The following is a 16,582-nucleotide window of genomic DNA, read 5'->3' on the forward strand; positions in this document are numbered from 1 at the left end:
GCCTCGTAGTCCCGGCCGTGCGCCAACAACGCCCAGGCGATTCGTGCATTCTTGTTGGCGAGCGCCACAGCTGCCACGATCTTGTTTCGCCGGCCCATGACCCCGGCCAGCCAACTGCCGGCATGCTGCGCTTTCCGTTCGGCCACCCGAATCACCGATCGCGCCCCGTGAATCAGCAAGTTGCGCAAATAGGTGTCGCCCCGCTTGCTGATGCCGAGCAGCGTCTGCTTGCCGCCGCTGGAATGCTGCCGCGGCACCAGTCCCAGCCAAGCCGCCAGTTGCCGGCCATTCTCGAAGTTCCTGACCTCGCCGATCGAGGCTACCAGGGCGCTCGCCGTGATCGGGCCAATGCCAGGAATCTGTGCGAGTTTCTTGCTGACCGTGTGCTCACGATGCCACGCCTGGATCTGAACTTCCAGTTCCTGGACTTGCCGGTCGAGTTCCTTGACGTGGTTGCCCAAGCGATCGATCAACCGACGGCACGTGCCCGACAAGCCGTTCTCGCCGTCCTCAAGGATGTCCGGCAGTCGCTTGGCGATATGCCCAATGCCCTGGGTTTGGCACTTCAGATGCCGTTTCGGGAAGGGGCGACCATCCCATTAACGAAGAAATCGTCGCGAGCAGGCCGAGATGCAAGGCGCGAGCGAGCGAACGACGAGACATATCATGTAGATAGGCGAGGGCGTAGGCGGAGTTTCGCGCAGCCTGCTGCGCGCCGCCGGAGCCGGCCGGCTGTGCAAAGCCGGCCGCGGGGGAGCGAGTGAGCAACGCCGCAGATCGGTCGCGCAGTAGATTTATTCACAAGCTCTGAGTCGCGCCCGATCCCGACGGCAGTCGGCATTCGAAGGAGGCCCGTTGTGAGAACTTGGTTTCGTTCGCCAGTGAGTGCCATGACCGCGATGGTCCAGGCGCACGGCATCGAGCATCTGCCAGAAGATCGAGTGGCGCCGGCATGCGCCACATTCCCTCGGTACGGTCATCACCGTGCCGATCACTGTGAGAAAGGACTGTCATGAATCCCCAGAATGGCTATGATGTGGAAGACCTCTCCGTCGGCATGAGCGCCGAGATTGCCAAGACGATTACCGACGCAGACCTGGTGCTGTTTGCCGGGGTGTCGACCGACGTCAATGCGGTGCATATGGACGAAGAGTTCGGGCAGACGACGATGTTTGGCGGCCGCATTGCCCACGGCATGCTGTCGGCGAGCCTGATTTCCGCCGTGTTGGGCAATCGTCTGCCTGGACCGGGAGCGATCTACCTGAGCCAGTCGCTGCGTTTCCGGGCGCCGGTCCGCCCCGGCGACACCGTGCGCGCCAGAGCGACGGTCAAGGAAGTCGTTCCCGAGAAGAGCCGCGTCGTTCTTGACACCGTCTGCACGGTCGGTGGCAAGGTAGTCATCGACGGGGAAGCGACGCTGATGGCGACCTCGCGCCAGAAGCGCGAAGCAGCCGGCAAGTAGTCGCCGGCAAGGCGTTTCTCCCGGCGCCACGAGCGGCGCCGGGAGAGTGTCGGAAACTGGTGGTCTGCGGCGGCCCTGTCGATACCGGTGCTCTGGCGGGCTGTTCCGTCGCTTGAATGCAAGCGATCTTCCGTCCACTGAACGGGGGCAAGTCCAACCCTCCTGCCGTGGCCAGATGTAACACAATTGTGCTACATTTGCGCGAGCAACCCCTCCGGAGATCGCCATGACCACCACGACCGTTCGCCTGCCTGAAGAACTGAAAGCCAGAGTCGCGGCAGCGGCAGCACGCACCCGCACGACGGCGCACGCCTTCATCCTCGAAGCCATCGCGGAAAAAACCGCCAACGAGGAGCGTCGTGCGGAGTTCGACGCCCACGCTGAGGAGCGCTACACAAGGGTAGTCGCCTCCGGGATGACTATTCCCTAGAGCGACATGCGCGCCTATCTGCAAAAGCGCGCTGCCGGCAAGCCTGCAACACGGCCCAAAGCGCGCAAGCTGGCTCGTTGAATGGGATGCGCATCGAGATTGCGCCCGAGGTCGCGGAGGACTTCGAGCGCATCCTGGATCACCTCGCCACGTGCCAGGTCGAACATCCGGAACGGCGTATTGACGAAGTCATCGGCGCACTGGATGTACTGGAGAGCAACCCACTGATCGGCCGCCCCGTTGCAAACGGCAGACGCGAACTCGTCATCGGCCGGCGCTTCCACGGATACCTTGCCTCGTACCGTTGCGTCGCTGAGATCGATACCGTTATCGTGCTGGCCGTGCGCAGCCAGCGGGAAGCGGGGTACGTGGAGCGGAGCGAGTGAAAGGTCGGTCGGGGTGGTAGGCCAGTTGCATCGGACAATTCGCGTGCCGATCGGCGGGGTTTCTCGCGGATGGCACCACGACGAGCCGCCAGCTTGATGCGGGAAGGCAAGCGACAGCCTGTCCTCTACGCAATCCGATTTTCTCTATTCCTTGTTGACAATGGGCCATTTATTCGACTAGGGTAGCGCGCGTCCGGTTGTCATACCACTTTACCAGAGATCGGAATTGGGAAACGGGGACAGGTAGCGGCTGATACAAGGGGCCCTGTCTGCCGGGAATTCCGGCAACCCGACGGATGCCCGCTTCTTTGCCACCTGGTTGCACGGGGGAAAACCAAGTATGGACTCCTTGATCTCTGCGCTGACCCGTGTTCTGCCGCAGCGTCAGGTCGTCAGCGACGACCTGCGCCGCCTTGCCTACGGTACCGACGCCAGCTTCTATCGCCTGCTGCCGGAAGTGATCGCCATCGTCGAGAACGAGGAGGAAGTCCGTACCGTGCTCCAGGTTGCGCGTGCGCATCGGCGCCCGGTGACCTTCCGGGCCGCGGGAACGAGTTTGTCCGGGCAGGCGGTGACCGATGGCATCCTGGTGTTGATCGGCGACGGCTTTGCCACCTGCGAAATCGCAGCCGATGCCGACAGCGTCCGCCTGGGTCCGGGAATCATCGGCGGCGAGGCGAACTTCCGTCTCGCTCCGCTGGGACGCAAGATCGGCCCCGACCCGGCCTCGATCAATGCTTGCAAGATCGGCGGCATTGCCGCCAACAACGCTTCCGGCATGTGCTGCGGCACCGCGCAGAACAGCTACCGGACGCTGCTCGGCCTGCGCGTCGTTCTCGCCGACGGTGCAGTGGTGGACAGCGAGGAACCCGCCAGCGTGGAGAATTTCCGTCGCAGTCACGCCGAGTTGCTTGACGGACTCGAAAGGCTCGGTCGGGAAACGCGCGCCGATTCCGTGCTGGCAACGAGGATTCGCGACAAGTTCAAGATCAAGAACACGACGGGTTACAGCCTGAACGCGCTGGTGGACTTCGAGGATCCGATCGACATCCTGACACACCTCATGATCGGTTCCGAAGGCACTCTCGGCTTTCTCTCCCGCATTACCTACCGTACGGTCGTCGAGGATCCTTACAAGGCGAGCGCGCTGGTTTTCTTTCCCGGCATCGGCGCCGCCTGCCAGGCGGTGATACGCCTCAAGTCGGAACCGGTTTCGGCGGTCGAGTTGCTCGATCGTGCCGCCTTGCGCTCGGTCGAGAACAAGCCAGGCCTGCCGGCGGCGATCAGCAGGCTGGGCCCGCAGGCGGCGGCGCTGTTGATCGAGGTGCGCGCCGACACCGCCGCGGTGCGACAGAAGAAGATCGACACCGTCCTCGCCAGTCTGGCGGGAATCGAGACGCTCGAAGCGCCGCAATTCTCGACCGATCCCGCCACCTGCGAAATGTACTGGAAGGTGCGCAAGGGCACGTTCCCGTCTGTGGGCGCGATGCGGCGCGCCGGCACGACCGTGATCATTGAGGACGTCGCCTTCCCGATCGAGTCGCTCGCTGCCGCAACGCTCGATCTGCAGGCGTTGCTGGTGGAGCACGGTTACCACGAAGCGATCATCTTTGGTCATGCGCTGGAAGGCAACCTGCACTTCGTCTTCACCCAGGATTTCGGCGATGCGGCGGAAGTCGAGCGCTACGCGCGATTCATGGATGCCGTCTGCCGTCTGGTTGTCGAGAAATACGACGGTTCGCTCAAGGCCGAACACGGCACCGGTCGCAACATGGCGCCTTTTGTCGAAATGGAGTGGGGGCGCCAAGCCACCGATCTGATGCGCGCGATCAAGACGCTGTTCGACCCGGAGGGACTGCTCAATCCCGGGGTGATTCTGAATGACGATCCGCAGGCGCATCTGAAGCACCTGAAGCCCATGCCTGCGGCCGAGGAGATTGTCGATCGCTGCATCGAATGCGGATTTTGCGAACCGCTCTGTCCATCGCATCGGCTGACGCTCTCGCCGCGACAGCGCATCGTGAGCTGGCGCGAGCTGTCGCGGCGTGAAGCCGCGCACGAGGATGCGGGAACGGTGGCCACCGACTTTGCCTACTACGGACTCGACACCTGCGCGGGCTGTGGGCTCTGCTCGACCGCCTGTCCGGTGGGAATCGACACCGGCGAACTCACCCGTCTGCTGCGTGGACGCGGTCTCGGCAGTGCCAGCCGGCAGGTCGGCCGACTGACGGCTGGCCATTTCGGCGCCGTGTCGACGCTCACCCGGGCCGGGCTGACGGTGGGGCATGCCGTTTCCGGTGTGGTCGGCGACAGCCTGCTGCCGAAACTCTCCGGTGGCGCCTGGCGGAAGTCGATGCCGCTGGCCGGCAGGCTTCCCGTCGAGCGAGCTGCCACAGGCGATCCCGTCGTTTACTTTCCAGCTTGCGGTGGGCGCATCTTCGGTGCGAACACTGCCGGCGAGCCGGGCCTGGGCGATGTGGTGATCGAACTCCTGATCCGCGCCGGCTACGCGCCGCGGCTTCCGGAGGGTTTCGACAAGCTGTGCTGCGGCCTCATGCTGGCCAGCAAGGGCATGGCCGACGAAGCCGAAGAAATGGCCGAGTCCGTCGCTCAGGCCTTGCTCAAGGTCGCCGACGATGGGCACGGCGGTACTTACCCTGTGGTCATGGATGCCAGTTCGTGTGCGACACGGATGCAGAAATACCTGACTGGCCGGCTGAACCTGCTCGACTTCCACGAATTCGCCCATGATGCCTTGCTGCCCCGCCTTCGCCTGCGGCGGAAGATCGGTCCGGTGGCGCTGCACATCAACTGCAGCGTTCGTCGCACCGCGACCGACGCAAAGCTGCGCGCCGTAGTGGCTGCCTGCGTCGAACAGATCGTCGAGCCGGCAGGAGTGACCTGTTGCGGTTTTGCTGGTGACCGTGGTTTCGTCGTGCCGGAGCTCAACGTGCACGCCTTGCGCAAGATCCACGACGCGCTGCCCAGTGCCTGCCACGAAGGGGTCTCGACCAACCGCACCTGCGAAATCGGTTTGACCGAGGAAACCGGGCGACCTTACCGATCGGTCGCTTACCTGCTTGAGGAATGCAGTCGTGCCGAGGAATACATGACCTGCTGACCCGGCAGCAGCCGGTGCCGGCGCCACGGCCTGCATTCGCATCGCCGAAAATCCCGTTCAACGGATGTTTCCCTGCTGCACAACATGGATTACAGGAAGCTATCGACATAAACTTTTTGGGAGTTGGAAAACATGGCGCCATGGAAAATGATTCTCACCCCGGTGGCTGACAGCGTTGTTCTTTCTGCGCTGGTCGCGTCGATCCCGATTCTTTTTCTTTTCTGGGCGCTCGCCGTCAAGCGTATGAAAGGCCACTGGGCGGCGCTTGGCGGAACCTCGATCGCGGTCCTGCTGGCCATTTTCGTTAACGGCATGCCGACCCAACTGGCGTTGCTGGCAACCGTGAACGGCATGCTCTTCGGCCTTTTCCCGGTGTGCTGGATCGTCATTACCGCCCTGTTCATCTACAACATGTCGGTGGCGACCGGGCAATTCGACGTGATCAAGAACTCCCTCGCCTCGATTTCCGACGATCGTCGAATGCAGGCGCTGCTGATCGCGTTCTCCTTTGGCGCGTTCATCGAAGGTGCGGCGGGTTTCGGTACTCCGGTGGCGATGACCGCGGCGATGCTGGCCGGGCTCGGATTCAATCCGCTCTACGCTGCCGGAATCTGTCTGCTGGCGAATACGGCGCCGGTTGCCTTCGGTGCGATCGGGATTCCCATCGTCGTCGGCGCCCAGGTTTCCGGAGTCGATGAAATGGCGTTCAGCCAGATGGTGGGCCGGACGCTTCCATTTCTCAGTGTTCTCGTGCCGCTCTACCTTTGCATCCTGATGGCTGGCCCCAAGAAGGGGCTGGAAGTGTGGCCAGCCTGTCTGGTCAGCGGTGGTTCTTTTGCGTTGGTGCAGTACCTCTCTTCGAACTACCTGGGGCCATTGCTTCCGGACATTCTTTCCTCGCTTGCTTCGATCGTGTGCACGGTGGTATTCCTCAAGGTCTGGCACCCGAAGGAGAGCTGGCACTTTGCCGATGAGCCGAAAAGCAAGGGTCGTGCAGAACTCGCCTACAGCGGTGGACAGGTATTCCGGGCGTGGGCGCCGTTCATCATTCTTTCTCTTTGCGTTGCGGCCTGGGGAATCAAACCGGTGAAAGCGGCGCTCGACCAGGTCTGGGGTACGGTGATGGATTTCAAGTTCCTGATCCCGGGACTCGACAATCTGGTGATCGACCAGGCCGGCAAGCCGAAGGCTGCCGTATTCGTCTTCAACTTCCTCAGCGCCGCCGGTACGGCAATTCTTTTCGCCTGGTTCTTCTCGATACCCGTCATGGGCGCGACGCCGCGAGTGGCTTTGGGCGTTGCCAAGGATACCCTGTTTACGCTCCGCTATCCGATCCTGACCATTTCCGTCATTCTCGGCTTTGCCAAGATCATGGAATATTCGGGCATGTCGATCACTCTCGGCCAGGCCTTTGCCACCACCGGCGTGTTGTTCCCGTTCTTCGCGGCTTACCTCGGCTGGCTTGGCGTGTTCATGACCGGCTCGGATACCTCCACCAATGCGCTCTTCGGCAAACTGCAAGCCTACACGGCGCAGCAGATCGGTATCGACCCGGTGGTCACGATGAACGCCAACACTTCCGGTGGAGTCTGCGGCAAGATGATTTCGCCTCAATCGATTGCGGTTGCGACCGGTGCGACCGGGCTGGTGGGCAAGGAAGCAGACATCTTCCGCTTCACTTTCAAGCATTCGCTGATTCTCACCACGGCAGTGGGCGTCATCATCATGCTTCAGACCTACGTCTTTTCCTGGATGATCCCAGTCTACGAAAAGGCTGCTGCGGTTGCCGCCAAGGCGCCTCCCGATCCCGCGGCAGCGAAGGCCGCGGCGGCTCTGGCATTGCAGGATGGCCTGATGTACCTCGGGATTGCTGCCGTGGTCGTGATCGTCGTCGCGGTTCTCTCGAGAGTCGTCGGCAAGGATCTCGATGCGGGGGCCTCCGGAAAAGCCGAACTGCATTTCCATTAGAGCGACGGCAGGCGTGTGGTCGATGGACGACGCACGCCTGTCTCGCGCTGGTCACGGGCTGCCCGCCCATCACGGATTCCTGGCTTGGCGGACGCCGATCAGGGACTCTTCCAGATGTTGGTGATCGGCAGCGCAGCGACGGCGTTCTCGATCGGCGGCAGACCATACATTTCCTGCACGGTACGCAGTACCGTGTAGTGGTTGATGGTCGTATTGTAGTTTCCGGGATTGACCGTGGCGCCAACCATGATCGTCGCAATATGGTTGTCCCGGCGCGATCCATCCTCGTCCCAGGTCAGGATGAGCAGGCTGTTGTGGGTTTTCGCCCACTGTACGTAGCCATCCAGCTTGGCTTTCAGCCAGGAGTCGCCGGTCGCAGTCGGACAATCATGATTGTCGTTGCACATGTTCGGAACGACCACCGAGACGGTCGGCAGTGCGGCAAAATTCCCGCTCGGGAAGGCGGTGAAGGGCTGATTGCTGCTGCTGTCGACATTGTCGAAATTGACCCAGGGATTGTGCTTGCGGCGATATTCTCCCGCCGCGCAGCCCGTGTAGCCAGGCGCCGGGAGGTCTTCGGAGAAGCCGGTGAAGGTCAGACCGGCGGCAACCAACTGGCTCGCCAGATTGGCTTTGCCGGTGAATGTGAGTGGGCAGCTGTTGTCGGTGACGCCTTGCGTCGAGCCGGAAAACAGGGCCAGGTAGTTCGGCTGGCTGGGATGCGTCACCGCGTGCGCATCGGTGAAATTGGCCCCCGCGCGCGCCAGGCTGTTGATGTACGGCGCCGCCGGATTGCCGATGATTCGCTCCTGATCTTCATTTTCCATGATCACGATCAGCACATGGTCGAAGCGTGGTACCGTCCTTTTTGCGGCTGCCGGTTCGGCCGCGTGGTTGTTGGCGAGGAAGGAAAACAGGGCAACGGTGCCGGCGGATTTGATCAGGGCGTGCATGCTGGATTCTCGGGAAAGTAAGGGGTCACCATGATAAGCGCTAAGCGCACGCAGGGAGTCGGATCGCAGACCGGTCGCTGCCCGACAATGACTGGTGCAGCATGCGCGGCGACGCTGGGCTGCGGGTGGATTCGGGCCGTCCGAGGTCGGCACTGATGCGTTTGTTGTCCCATTCGTGGAAGATGCTGCGGCGCGACGCGCGCGGCGGCGAGCTTCGTCTGCTGGCGGCGGCATTGGCGATTGCGGTCGCGGCATTGACGGCAGTAGGTTTTTTTGCCGACCGCGTGCGGCAGGCGCTGGCACGTGAGTCACACCAATTGCTCGGTGCCGATCTTCTGCTGACCGCCGATCATCCGTGGCCGCCGGGGATGGCCGAAGCCGCACGGACGCATGGCCTGCAGGTGGTCGAGACGCGCACCTTCCCGAGCATGGTGACGTATGGCGAGGGCGACGACCTGCGTGCGCAACTTGCCGAGATCAAGGCGGTTGGCGCGGCTTATCCGCTGCGCGGCAGCCTGCGCATCGCGCCCGCGCTCAATGCTCCGGATGCACCCGTGCAGCGCGTCCCCGCTGCCGGCGACATCTGGATCGACGAGCGCCTGGCGTCGGCGCTGGGAGCTGGCGTCGGTGACCCGATCGTCGTCGGGCAACGCACGTTGCGCGTCGATGCGGTGCTGACCCTGGAGCCCGATCGCGGGATCAATTTCTTCAGCGTGGCGCCCCGCTTGCTGATGAATCTCGACGACCTGCCGGGCACCGCGTTGCTGCAAGTCGGCAGTCGCGTTGCGTACCGACTGCTCTTGGCTGGCAAACCGGGCCAACTGCAAGAGTTTCGGCGCAAGGTCGAGCGCCAGCTCGGGCGCGGGGAGCGGCTCGAAGACCCGGAGAGCGGGCGGCCGGAAATCCGCATCGCGCTCGAGCGCGCGCAAAGATTCCTCGGCCTCTCCGCGCTGCTCACGGTGGTCCTCGCGGCGGTGGCAGTGGCGCTGGCGGCACGGCGCTACGTCCAGCGCCATCTCGATCCTTGTGCCGTGATGCGCTGCCTGGGGGCGACGCAAACCCTGCTCCTGCGTCTGTACCTAGGACAGTTCGCGGTACTCGGCATACTCGCCGCGGGGCTCGGTTGTGCGCTTGGCTATCTCGCCCATTTCGCCTTGCATGCCTGGCTCGCCGAGTTGCTGGCGACACCGCTGCCAGCGCCGGGCATGTTGCCGGCAGTCCAGGGGGTAGTGGTCGGCCTCTTGCTGCTCTTCGGCTTTGCCGTGCCTCCACTGCTGCAGCTCAAGAGGGTGTCGACGCTGCGTGTCCTGCGCCGCGAGCTGGGCAGCCCCCGCGGTAGTCTGCTCGGCGGCTACCTGCTCGGTTTTCTCGCGCTCGTCGGGCTGATGTTCTGGGTGGCCGGAGAGGTCGAGCTGGGCGCGTACGTCGTCGGGGGTTTCAGTGCCGCCTTGATCGTTTTTGCCGTGATCGCGCGCGGCGCCATTCGCCTGGCTGCCGTTGCGCGTGTCGGCGGGGCGGCGGCATTCGGCTGGCGCTACGGCCTGGCCAGCCTGGAGCGGCGAGCGGGCGCTTGCGTTGTACAGATCGTCGCGCTGGCTCTCGGCTTGATGGCCCTGTTGCTGCTCACCGTGACCCGCGGTGAATTGCTCGATGCCTGGCGACGTTCGGTCCCCGCCGATGCACCGAATCGCTTCGTCGTCAATATCCAGCCGGAGCAGGTCGCGCCCGTACGCGCCGCACTGGCGGCGCGGGGCCTGACGACGGCCCTGGCGCCGATGGTGCGCGGCCGTCTGACCAGAATCAACGAAGTCGAAGTCAGCGCCGCGAGCTATACCGACGATCGCGCGCAGCGCCTGATCGACCGCGAGTTCAATCTGTCGGTGCGGACCGAATTGCCGGAGGACAATCGGATCAGTGCCGGCCGCTGGTTTTCTCCCGCCGAGATCGCAGGCAGGGGTGTGATCGCGGCAGCCTCGGTGGAAGAAGGACTGGCGCAGACGCTCGGCCTGGCGGTCGGCGACCGGATCGAGTTCGTCGTCGCCGGCGAGAGAATCGTCATGACCGTGGTCGGTCTGCGCAAGCTCGATTGGGACACGATGCGCGTGAATTTCTTCGTGCTGACGCCGCCGTCGGTACTGCAGGGCTATCCGGCGAGCTGGATCACCAGTTTCTACCTGCCGCCGGAAAAGGCGGATTTCGTCAATCGGCTGGTTGGCGAGTTTCCCAATCTGACGGTCATCGATGTCGCGGCAATCCTGCGCCAGTTGCAGTCGATCATCGATCAGGTGGCCCGGGCAGTGCAGTTCGTCTTTCTGTTTACCCTGCTCGCCGGCGTGATCGTTCTGTACGCCGCGCTCGCTTCGGCGGCTGATGAACGACGTTATGAACTCGCCGTGATGCGCGCCCTCGGCGCACGCCGAAAGCAACTGCAGCGCGTATTGTTCGCCGAATTCGCGACGCTTGGCGGGCTGGCCGGCCTGATCGCGGCGGTGGGCTCGATCGTCGTCGGCCAATTTCTGGCGTTCCGGGTCTTCCATTTTGCGGTGGCAATCGACTTCTGGCTGTTGCCGCTGGCGGCCTGTGGTGGCGCTCTGCTGGTGATCAGCGCTGGCTGGTTTGCCGCCTCCCGGCTGTTACGTGCCGCACCGCTGGAAGCGCTGCGCGCAGGCAGCGCATAGCGTGCGCGGCACGCCGCCTTGCTGCGCGGCATCGTTTATCATACGGCGTGTCGCGAGCGGCCCTGATTCACATTGGGTGTCGGGCGCCGCCCGCTGGACGGAAAACGGTGGAAATCCATAGGAGGTGGAGGATGAAGGCAAAGACCTTGCTGATCTTGCGGCACGGGAAGTCCGATTGGGGCACGGGTGACGAGGACTTCGACCGGCCGCTGGTCGAGCGTGGACGTGTCGGCAGCGTCAAGATGGGCACCTGGATCAAGAGCCGCAAGCTGGTCCCCGACGTGCTGCTCAGTTCGCCTGCGGCGCGCGCGCGCGGCACGACGCAGGCCGCTTGCCGAGCGATGGGTTTGCCGTTGAAGACGGTGCGCTGGGACGAACGGCTGTATGCGGCTTCGCTCGAAGACCTGTTGACGGTGCTCGCGGCCTGTCCGGCGAGTGCGCGGCGCGTGCTCGTGGTCGGGCACAATCCGGGGCTCGAGGAACTCATCGATTACCTTGCCGGTGGCGCGATCGAGATTCCGGCAGACGGCAAGCTGTTGCCAACTTCGGCGCTTGCGCAACTGGAGATTGCTGCCGATTGGGCGAAACTCGAGGAGAACTGCGCCACCTTGATTTCGGTTACGCGACCGGGTCAGGTGCCCGATGCTCTGGCGGACGATCCCCCGGACGACGAGGACCGTGGCCCCGTTCCCGCCTATTTTTTCACCCAGTCGGCGGTGCTCCCGTATCGCCGGGTTGACGGCAGGCTCGAAGTCCTGGTCATCGCCTCACGTAGGGGCACTCGCTGGGTGATTCCCAAGGGAGTCAAGGAGCCGGAGCTGTCCTTGCGCGATTCGGCGGCGAAGGAGGCTCTGGAGGAGGCGGGCGTACGTGGTCGGATCGACGAGCAGCCGATCGGCGAGTACGACTACAAGAAATGGGGCGGTGTGTGCAATGTCGTCGTGTTTCCCATGGAAGTCAGCGACAGCATTCCGGAAGAAGATTGGGAAGAAAGCCACCGCGAAAGACGCTGGCTGGGTATCGATGACACCAGGCAAATGCTCGACGAACGAGCCTTGCGCAAGCTGGTGGACAAGCTGGAAAAACGGCTGGGCAAGCGCGGAAGCTAGGGTCGTCGCGGACCTATCCGCCTGGCTTCTCCTCATTTACCCAGGCGACGATGTCGAGGTAGTCCTTCTGGTTCTGACGAATCACCAGCGCGAAGACGAAAGCCAGCAGCAGAGCGAAAAGCACGATGGCAAATTCGTGCCAGCTCAAGCTTGCGAACGGTTGGTAGTCCATGACATTCCCGATATTCGGTGCGCTTGGCAGCCCAGCCTGGCGGCAGCCAGCCTACCTGGTTTTGTGACCCGCTTCGTCCGGCATGGTTCCGGCTGCCGATGGCGACTTCGCTCGCCACAAGCCGTTGCACGAAGAACCTTGAGAACTGCTGCTTCGCCCACACCCCGTTTGCCGGCTGCTGCGTGGCCGGCGAGCCCAGCTGGCTCGCCGTTGCCGCTGATTCGGCTCAGATCACCCGCACCCGGATCACGTGCTCGACCGCGCGGATGGCGTCGATCACTTCAGCGCCGGGTGCCCGCTCGACGTCCATGATGTTGAAGGCGAGTTCGCCGCGGCTCTTGTTCACCATGTCGACGACGTTGACCTGGTTGTCGGCGAGGATCGACAGGACACGACCGAGGACGCCGGAAACGTTGTCGTTCGCGAAAGTGATCCGCGAACTGCCCGGGCTACGCTCCATGCCGATTTTCGGGAAGTTCACCGAGTTTACGATGTTGCCGTTTTCCAGATAGTCGACCAGTTGGTTGGCGGCCATCACCGCGCAGTTCTCCTCGGACTCTTCGGTACTGGCGCCGATGTGCGGCATGGCAATGATGTTCGGCTTGCCGAGCAGCACGGGTTCGGGGAAATCGCAGACGTACTTGCCGAGCCGTCCGCTGTCGAGGCTGCGCAGCACTGCTGCCGGATTGACGATCGCATCGCGGGCAAAGTTGAGCAGCACGGCATCCTGCCGGATGACGGCCAAGGTGTCGTCGTTGATCATGTGACGCGTGGCATCGATCGCCGGTACGTGCAGCGAAATGTAGTCGGAGCGGGCGAGCAGCGATTGCAGGTTCTCCATGCGGCCGACTTCGTTCGACAATCGCCAGGCGGCATCGATCGACAGCACCGGGTCGAAGCCGATTACCGTCATTCCCATCGCCAGCGCCATGTCGGCGACCATCGATCCGATCGCGCCAAGGCCGACGATACCCAGCGTCTTGCCCCGCAACTCGTGGCCGGCAAAGCGCGACTTGGCCTTTTCGACGAGGGCCGACATCTCGGCAGCATCGGCGATCCCGGCCAGCGACTGGACATAGTTCATGCCGTCGACGATGCCGCGTGCGCTCAGCAGCATGCCCGCCATCACCAGTTCCTTGACGGCATTGGCATTGGCCCCCGGGGTGTTGAAGACGACGATGCCCTGTTTGCCGTAGTCGGCAACCGGCACGTTATTGACCCCGGCGCCGGCGCGTGCGACCGCCAGCAGCGAGGCGGGAACTTCGATGCCCTGGAGTTTCTGGCTGCGCAGGAGGAAAGCATCGGGATGCGCGATGTCGCTACCGACTTCATAGGTCTGACGCGGGAAGCGATCGAGACCCTTCACCGAAATCTTGTTGTAGGTTCTGACCTTGTACATGGCAATGTGACTCACATAGGGTGCTTGGCGTGGAAGGAGCGTCAGGCTGCGACCTGCTCGTACGCCCAGGCAAGCCAGGGCATCAGCGCCTGCAGGTCGGCGGTCTCGACAGTTGCGCCGCACCAGATGCGAATGCCGGCCGGCGCGTCCTTGTACGATCCCACGTCGAAGGCCACCCGCTCGGCCTCGAGCAGCTTGACCATCTTCTTGACCTGTTCCGCGTCGAGCCGCACGCTGAGGCAGACGCTGGTGTTCGAGCGTGTCGCGGGATCCCTGGCCAGGAAGGAAATCCAGTCATTGGCGGCGACGAAGTCGGCGATCACGGCCAGATTCGCCTCGCTGCGCGCGATCGCCGCCGGTACGCCACCGATTGCCTCGATCCACTGCAGGGCATCGAGATAATCGGCGACGCATAGCATCGAAGGAGTGTTGATCGTCTCGCCGCGGAAGATGCCCTCGCTCAGCTTGCCGCCCGAAGTCAGGCGGAACACTTTGGGCAGTGGCCACGGCGGGCTGTAACTCTCGAGACGAGCGACGGCACGCGGACCGAGAACCAGCATCCCGTGCGCGCCCTCGCCGCCGAGCACCTTCTGCCAGGAGAAGGTCACGACATCGAGTTTTTCCCAGGGCAGCGCCATCGCGAAGACTGCCGAAGTGGCGTCGCAGATCGTCAGACCGGCACGATCGTCGGGGATCCAGTCGCCGTTCGGCACCCGCACGCCCGACGTCGTACCGTTCCAGGTGAACACCACGTCGTTCGCGAAATTCACCTGCGAAAAGTCGACGATGTCGCCATAGTCGGCTTTCAGCACCCTCGCATTAGCGAGCTTGAGCTGCTTTACGACGTCCGTCGCCCAGCCTGAGCCAAACGATTCCCAGGCGAGGACGTCGACACCGCGCTGACCGAGCAGTGACCACATCGCCATCTCCACGGCACCGGTGTCCGATCCCGGCACGACGCCGACGCGATAGCCCTCGGGCAGGCCGAGGACGCGCGCAGTTTCCGAACACGCCAGCCCAAGTGCCTTCTTGCCAAGCGCCGAGCGGTGCGAGCGACCGAGGGTGTCGAGCTGCAGCGCGTTGACGTCATAGCCTGGCCGCTTGCTGCACGGACCGGACGAGAAATTGGGGTTCTTGGGTTTTGCCGTGGGTTGCATGGTTGCCTCTATCTGGGAAAAAGACCGGGAGCTGGCGTTTCCGCAAACGTTCACCAGCGTGCATGGAACAAGCCCGCGATTATAACTCCCGGGGGCGGCATGGACACCGCCACAGCCGCGCTCTCCGCCACGGCAAGATGATCTGGTACGCAAAAAATGGCCGTCACGAGGTATGGTATCTTGAGCTTGTGGCGGTGCGACAGGAAGAGGGTGAATCGGAGTTACTCGCCGGAGTTTGCGAAGGCGGCGTTGCGATCGACTCGCATCCCGTCCGCCCGGCTGTGGAGACCGCTCCTCGTCTCTTCGCGTCCACTGAGCGGGTACCAGATCAATCGATCGTGTCTTGCGCTGGCAGGTGGCGACAGCAGCGATGGCGGCGATGTGTGCCGAGCCGAGTACGGTTGCCGTTTGCCAACCCGGCTCGCCAGGTGTGTTACGTCAAATGGGAGAAGAAAGATGAAGGATGTGGTCTGGGACGAGATACTGAGCGTCGGCGTCGACGAAATTGATCAGGATCATCGCAGGTTGTTGAACATTTTCAACCTGCTCAATCGTGCCGTGATCGAGGGCGACTCTGCGGATTACGTGGCAGCGACGCTGGAAGAGCTGATCAATTGCACCGTCTGGCACTTCAGCCACGAGGAGCGGCTGATGCTGAAGCATCGTTACGGGGAAACGGAAGCGCACCAGGCGGAACACCAGGATTTGATCAGGAGCGCCAGGGATCTGCAACGGGAAATCCTGCACGGGGACATGGTGATGATGGACCAGCAAATCGAATACCTGGAGCGCTGGCTGAGCGAGCACATTCTTACCGCCGACTTGCGACTGGGTTCCTATCTTTCGCAAGTGATGGAGGCGCCATTGGCCCGATCCTGACCATCGAACGACGACGTGCTCGTCGACTCGACCTGTGGCATCGTCAGGGCACCGGCCGCCGTCGGCCGCCTCCTCATCCACCCGGACGGCGCCGCCTGACGGCGTGTGGCGCATGGCGTTCTCGATCAGGCTGCCGGGCACGCGCCCGACCATGCCGACGTCGGCGATGGCCGCGACCTGCGAGGGGCAAGTCTTTGTCCGAGCAAAGCCCCGAAGCGCAGCTGCACCGGGAGGCGGACCCCGGCGGCGTTCACGAGGGTGACTTGCTGCCCGCTGCCCCGGCTGCCGCCCCGGTTGGAGGGACGTAGTCGGGAACCCGGTTCTTTACTGCGGGGCGCGACTGGAGATAGGCGAACAGGGCGCGCAGATCCGCGTCCGGCAACTGCCCGATCGCCTGCCACGGCATCGGCGGCATGATCGGCCGGGCCACCCCCATGTGCTTGCCGGCGCGCATTGCCCGGATGAACTCCTTTTCGCTCCAGGCGCCGATTCCGGTTTCCCGGTCCGGCGTCAGATTGGCCGCATAGCTCGTTCCCCAGGGACCGACGAAGGCGGTCATGGTGGCCGAGCCGGCCCAGTTCCAGGCCGCATCCAGTTTCGGTGGCGGCGGCAGTTTCACGTCTTCGGGGTGGCCGGAGAGGCCACGCGCCAGGTCCTTTTCCGGGCCGTTCGCTCCCATCCGGAACGGTGTGTGGCAGGTCACGCAGTCGCCGCTGGCTACCAGGAAGGCGCCGCGCCTGATCTGCGCGTCGCGCTCGCCGGCGAGAGCGCCGGTCGCGATCAGGGTTGCCGCGATGGCGGCGGAGGTGCGAAGTGATGCCGGGAAGTTGTGCTGCATTGCTGGCTCCTTGGACGTTTGTTGGGAAAA

Annotated in this window: 13 protein-coding genes and 1 pseudogene; 8 read left to right on the forward strand and 6 right to left on the reverse strand. The window is 63.4% G+C overall.

The genetic code is table 11. The annotated features are described in order from the left end of the window. A pseudogene (locus NFV80_RS06210) lies at positions 1 to 554 on the reverse strand (IS110 family transposase); the annotation flags it as partial. Between the two features lie 458 nt (positions 555 to 1,012). Between NFV80_RS06210 and NFV80_RS06215 the strand changes: the two are divergent. The 5 genes from NFV80_RS06215 (at position 1,013) to NFV80_RS06235 (ending at position 7,367) form a co-directional block, all read left to right on the forward strand. Beyond that, complete coding sequence (locus NFV80_RS06215; RefSeq protein WP_295327502.1) at positions 1,013 to 1,462, forward strand: MaoC family dehydratase; 450 nt, start codon at positions 1,013 to 1,015, stop codon at positions 1,460 to 1,462. A gap of 226 nt (positions 1,463 to 1,688) precedes the next feature. Further along, complete coding sequence (locus NFV80_RS06220; RefSeq protein ID WP_366143415.1) at positions 1,689 to 1,892, forward strand: ribbon-helix-helix protein, CopG family; 204 nt, start codon at positions 1,689 to 1,691, stop codon at positions 1,890 to 1,892. Between the two features lie 86 nt (positions 1,893 to 1,978). Beyond that, entirely contained in the window at positions 1,979 to 2,278 is a 300-nt protein-coding gene (locus NFV80_RS06225; protein ID WP_295327504.1) for a type II toxin-antitoxin system RelE/ParE family toxin, read from the forward strand. A gap of 340 nt (positions 2,279 to 2,618) precedes the next feature. After that, positions 2,619 to 5,399: an FAD-binding and (Fe-S)-binding domain-containing protein gene (locus tag NFV80_RS06230; RefSeq protein ID WP_295327506.1), complete on the forward strand. Its 2,781-nt coding sequence runs from the start codon at positions 2,619 to 2,621 to the stop codon at positions 5,397 to 5,399. 132 nt (positions 5,400 to 5,531) lie between these two features. Then, entirely contained in the window at positions 5,532 to 7,367 is a 1,836-nt protein-coding gene (locus tag NFV80_RS06235) for a lactate permease LctP family transporter (protein ID WP_295327508.1), read from the forward strand. 98 nt (positions 7,368 to 7,465) lie between these two features. Here NFV80_RS06235 and NFV80_RS06240 read toward each other — a convergent pair whose 3' ends face one another. Beyond that, positions 7,466 to 8,320, reverse strand: coding sequence for an alkaline phosphatase family protein (locus NFV80_RS06240; protein ID WP_295327510.1), 855 nt, complete (start codon positions 8,318 to 8,320; stop codon positions 7,466 to 7,468). A gap of 155 nt (positions 8,321 to 8,475) precedes the next feature. On the opposite strand from NFV80_RS06240, the gene NFV80_RS06245 reads away from it, so the two are divergent. Both NFV80_RS06245 and NFV80_RS06250 read left to right on the forward strand, forming a co-directional pair. Continuing rightward, positions 8,476 to 10,998 (forward strand): FtsX-like permease family protein, encoded by a 2,523-nt coding sequence (locus NFV80_RS06245; protein ID WP_295327512.1) that lies wholly within the window; start codon positions 8,476 to 8,478, stop codon positions 10,996 to 10,998. 131 nt (positions 10,999 to 11,129) lie between these two features. Beyond that, entirely contained in the window at positions 11,130 to 12,107 is a 978-nt protein-coding gene (locus NFV80_RS06250; RefSeq protein WP_295327514.1) for a histidine phosphatase family protein, read from the forward strand. A 13-nt stretch (positions 12,108 to 12,120) separates the two neighbouring features. On the opposite strand, the gene NFV80_RS06255 is transcribed toward NFV80_RS06250, so the two are convergent. The 3 genes from NFV80_RS06255 to NFV80_RS06265 all read right to left on the reverse strand — a co-directional run bounded on the left by NFV80_RS06255 (position 12,121) and on the right by NFV80_RS06265 (position 14,835). After that, on the reverse strand, positions 12,121 to 12,279 hold the full coding sequence (locus NFV80_RS06255) for a hypothetical protein (protein ID WP_295327516.1): 159 nt from the start codon (positions 12,277 to 12,279) through the stop codon (positions 12,121 to 12,123). Positions 12,280 to 12,505: 226 nt separating this feature from the next. Continuing rightward, on the reverse strand, positions 12,506 to 13,678 hold the full coding sequence (locus NFV80_RS06260) for a phosphoglycerate dehydrogenase (protein ID WP_295327518.1): 1,173 nt from the start codon (positions 13,676 to 13,678) through the stop codon (positions 12,506 to 12,508). Positions 13,679 to 13,719: 41 nt separating this feature from the next. Next, positions 13,720 to 14,835: a phosphoserine transaminase gene (locus NFV80_RS06265; protein WP_295327520.1), complete on the reverse strand. Its 1,116-nt coding sequence runs from the start codon at positions 14,833 to 14,835 to the stop codon at positions 13,720 to 13,722. A gap of 456 nt (positions 14,836 to 15,291) precedes the next feature. Here NFV80_RS06265 and NFV80_RS06270 point away from each other — a divergent pair, with 456 nt between their 5' ends. Beyond that, positions 15,292 to 15,714, forward strand: coding sequence for a bacteriohemerythrin (locus NFV80_RS06270; protein WP_295327522.1), 423 nt, complete (start codon positions 15,292 to 15,294; stop codon positions 15,712 to 15,714). 250 nt (positions 15,715 to 15,964) lie between these two features. On the opposite strand, the gene NFV80_RS06275 is transcribed toward NFV80_RS06270, so the two are convergent. Beyond that, a complete protein-coding gene (locus NFV80_RS06275) occupies positions 15,965 to 16,552 on the reverse strand; it encodes a c-type cytochrome (RefSeq protein WP_295327524.1) in 588 nt (195 codons plus the stop codon). Positions 16,553 to 16,582 lie beyond the last annotated feature (30 nt).

The organism is Accumulibacter sp. (assembly GCF_023806565.1).
In the GTDB taxonomy this organism is placed as follows: Bacteria; Pseudomonadota; Gammaproteobacteria; order Burkholderiales; family Rhodocyclaceae; genus Accumulibacter.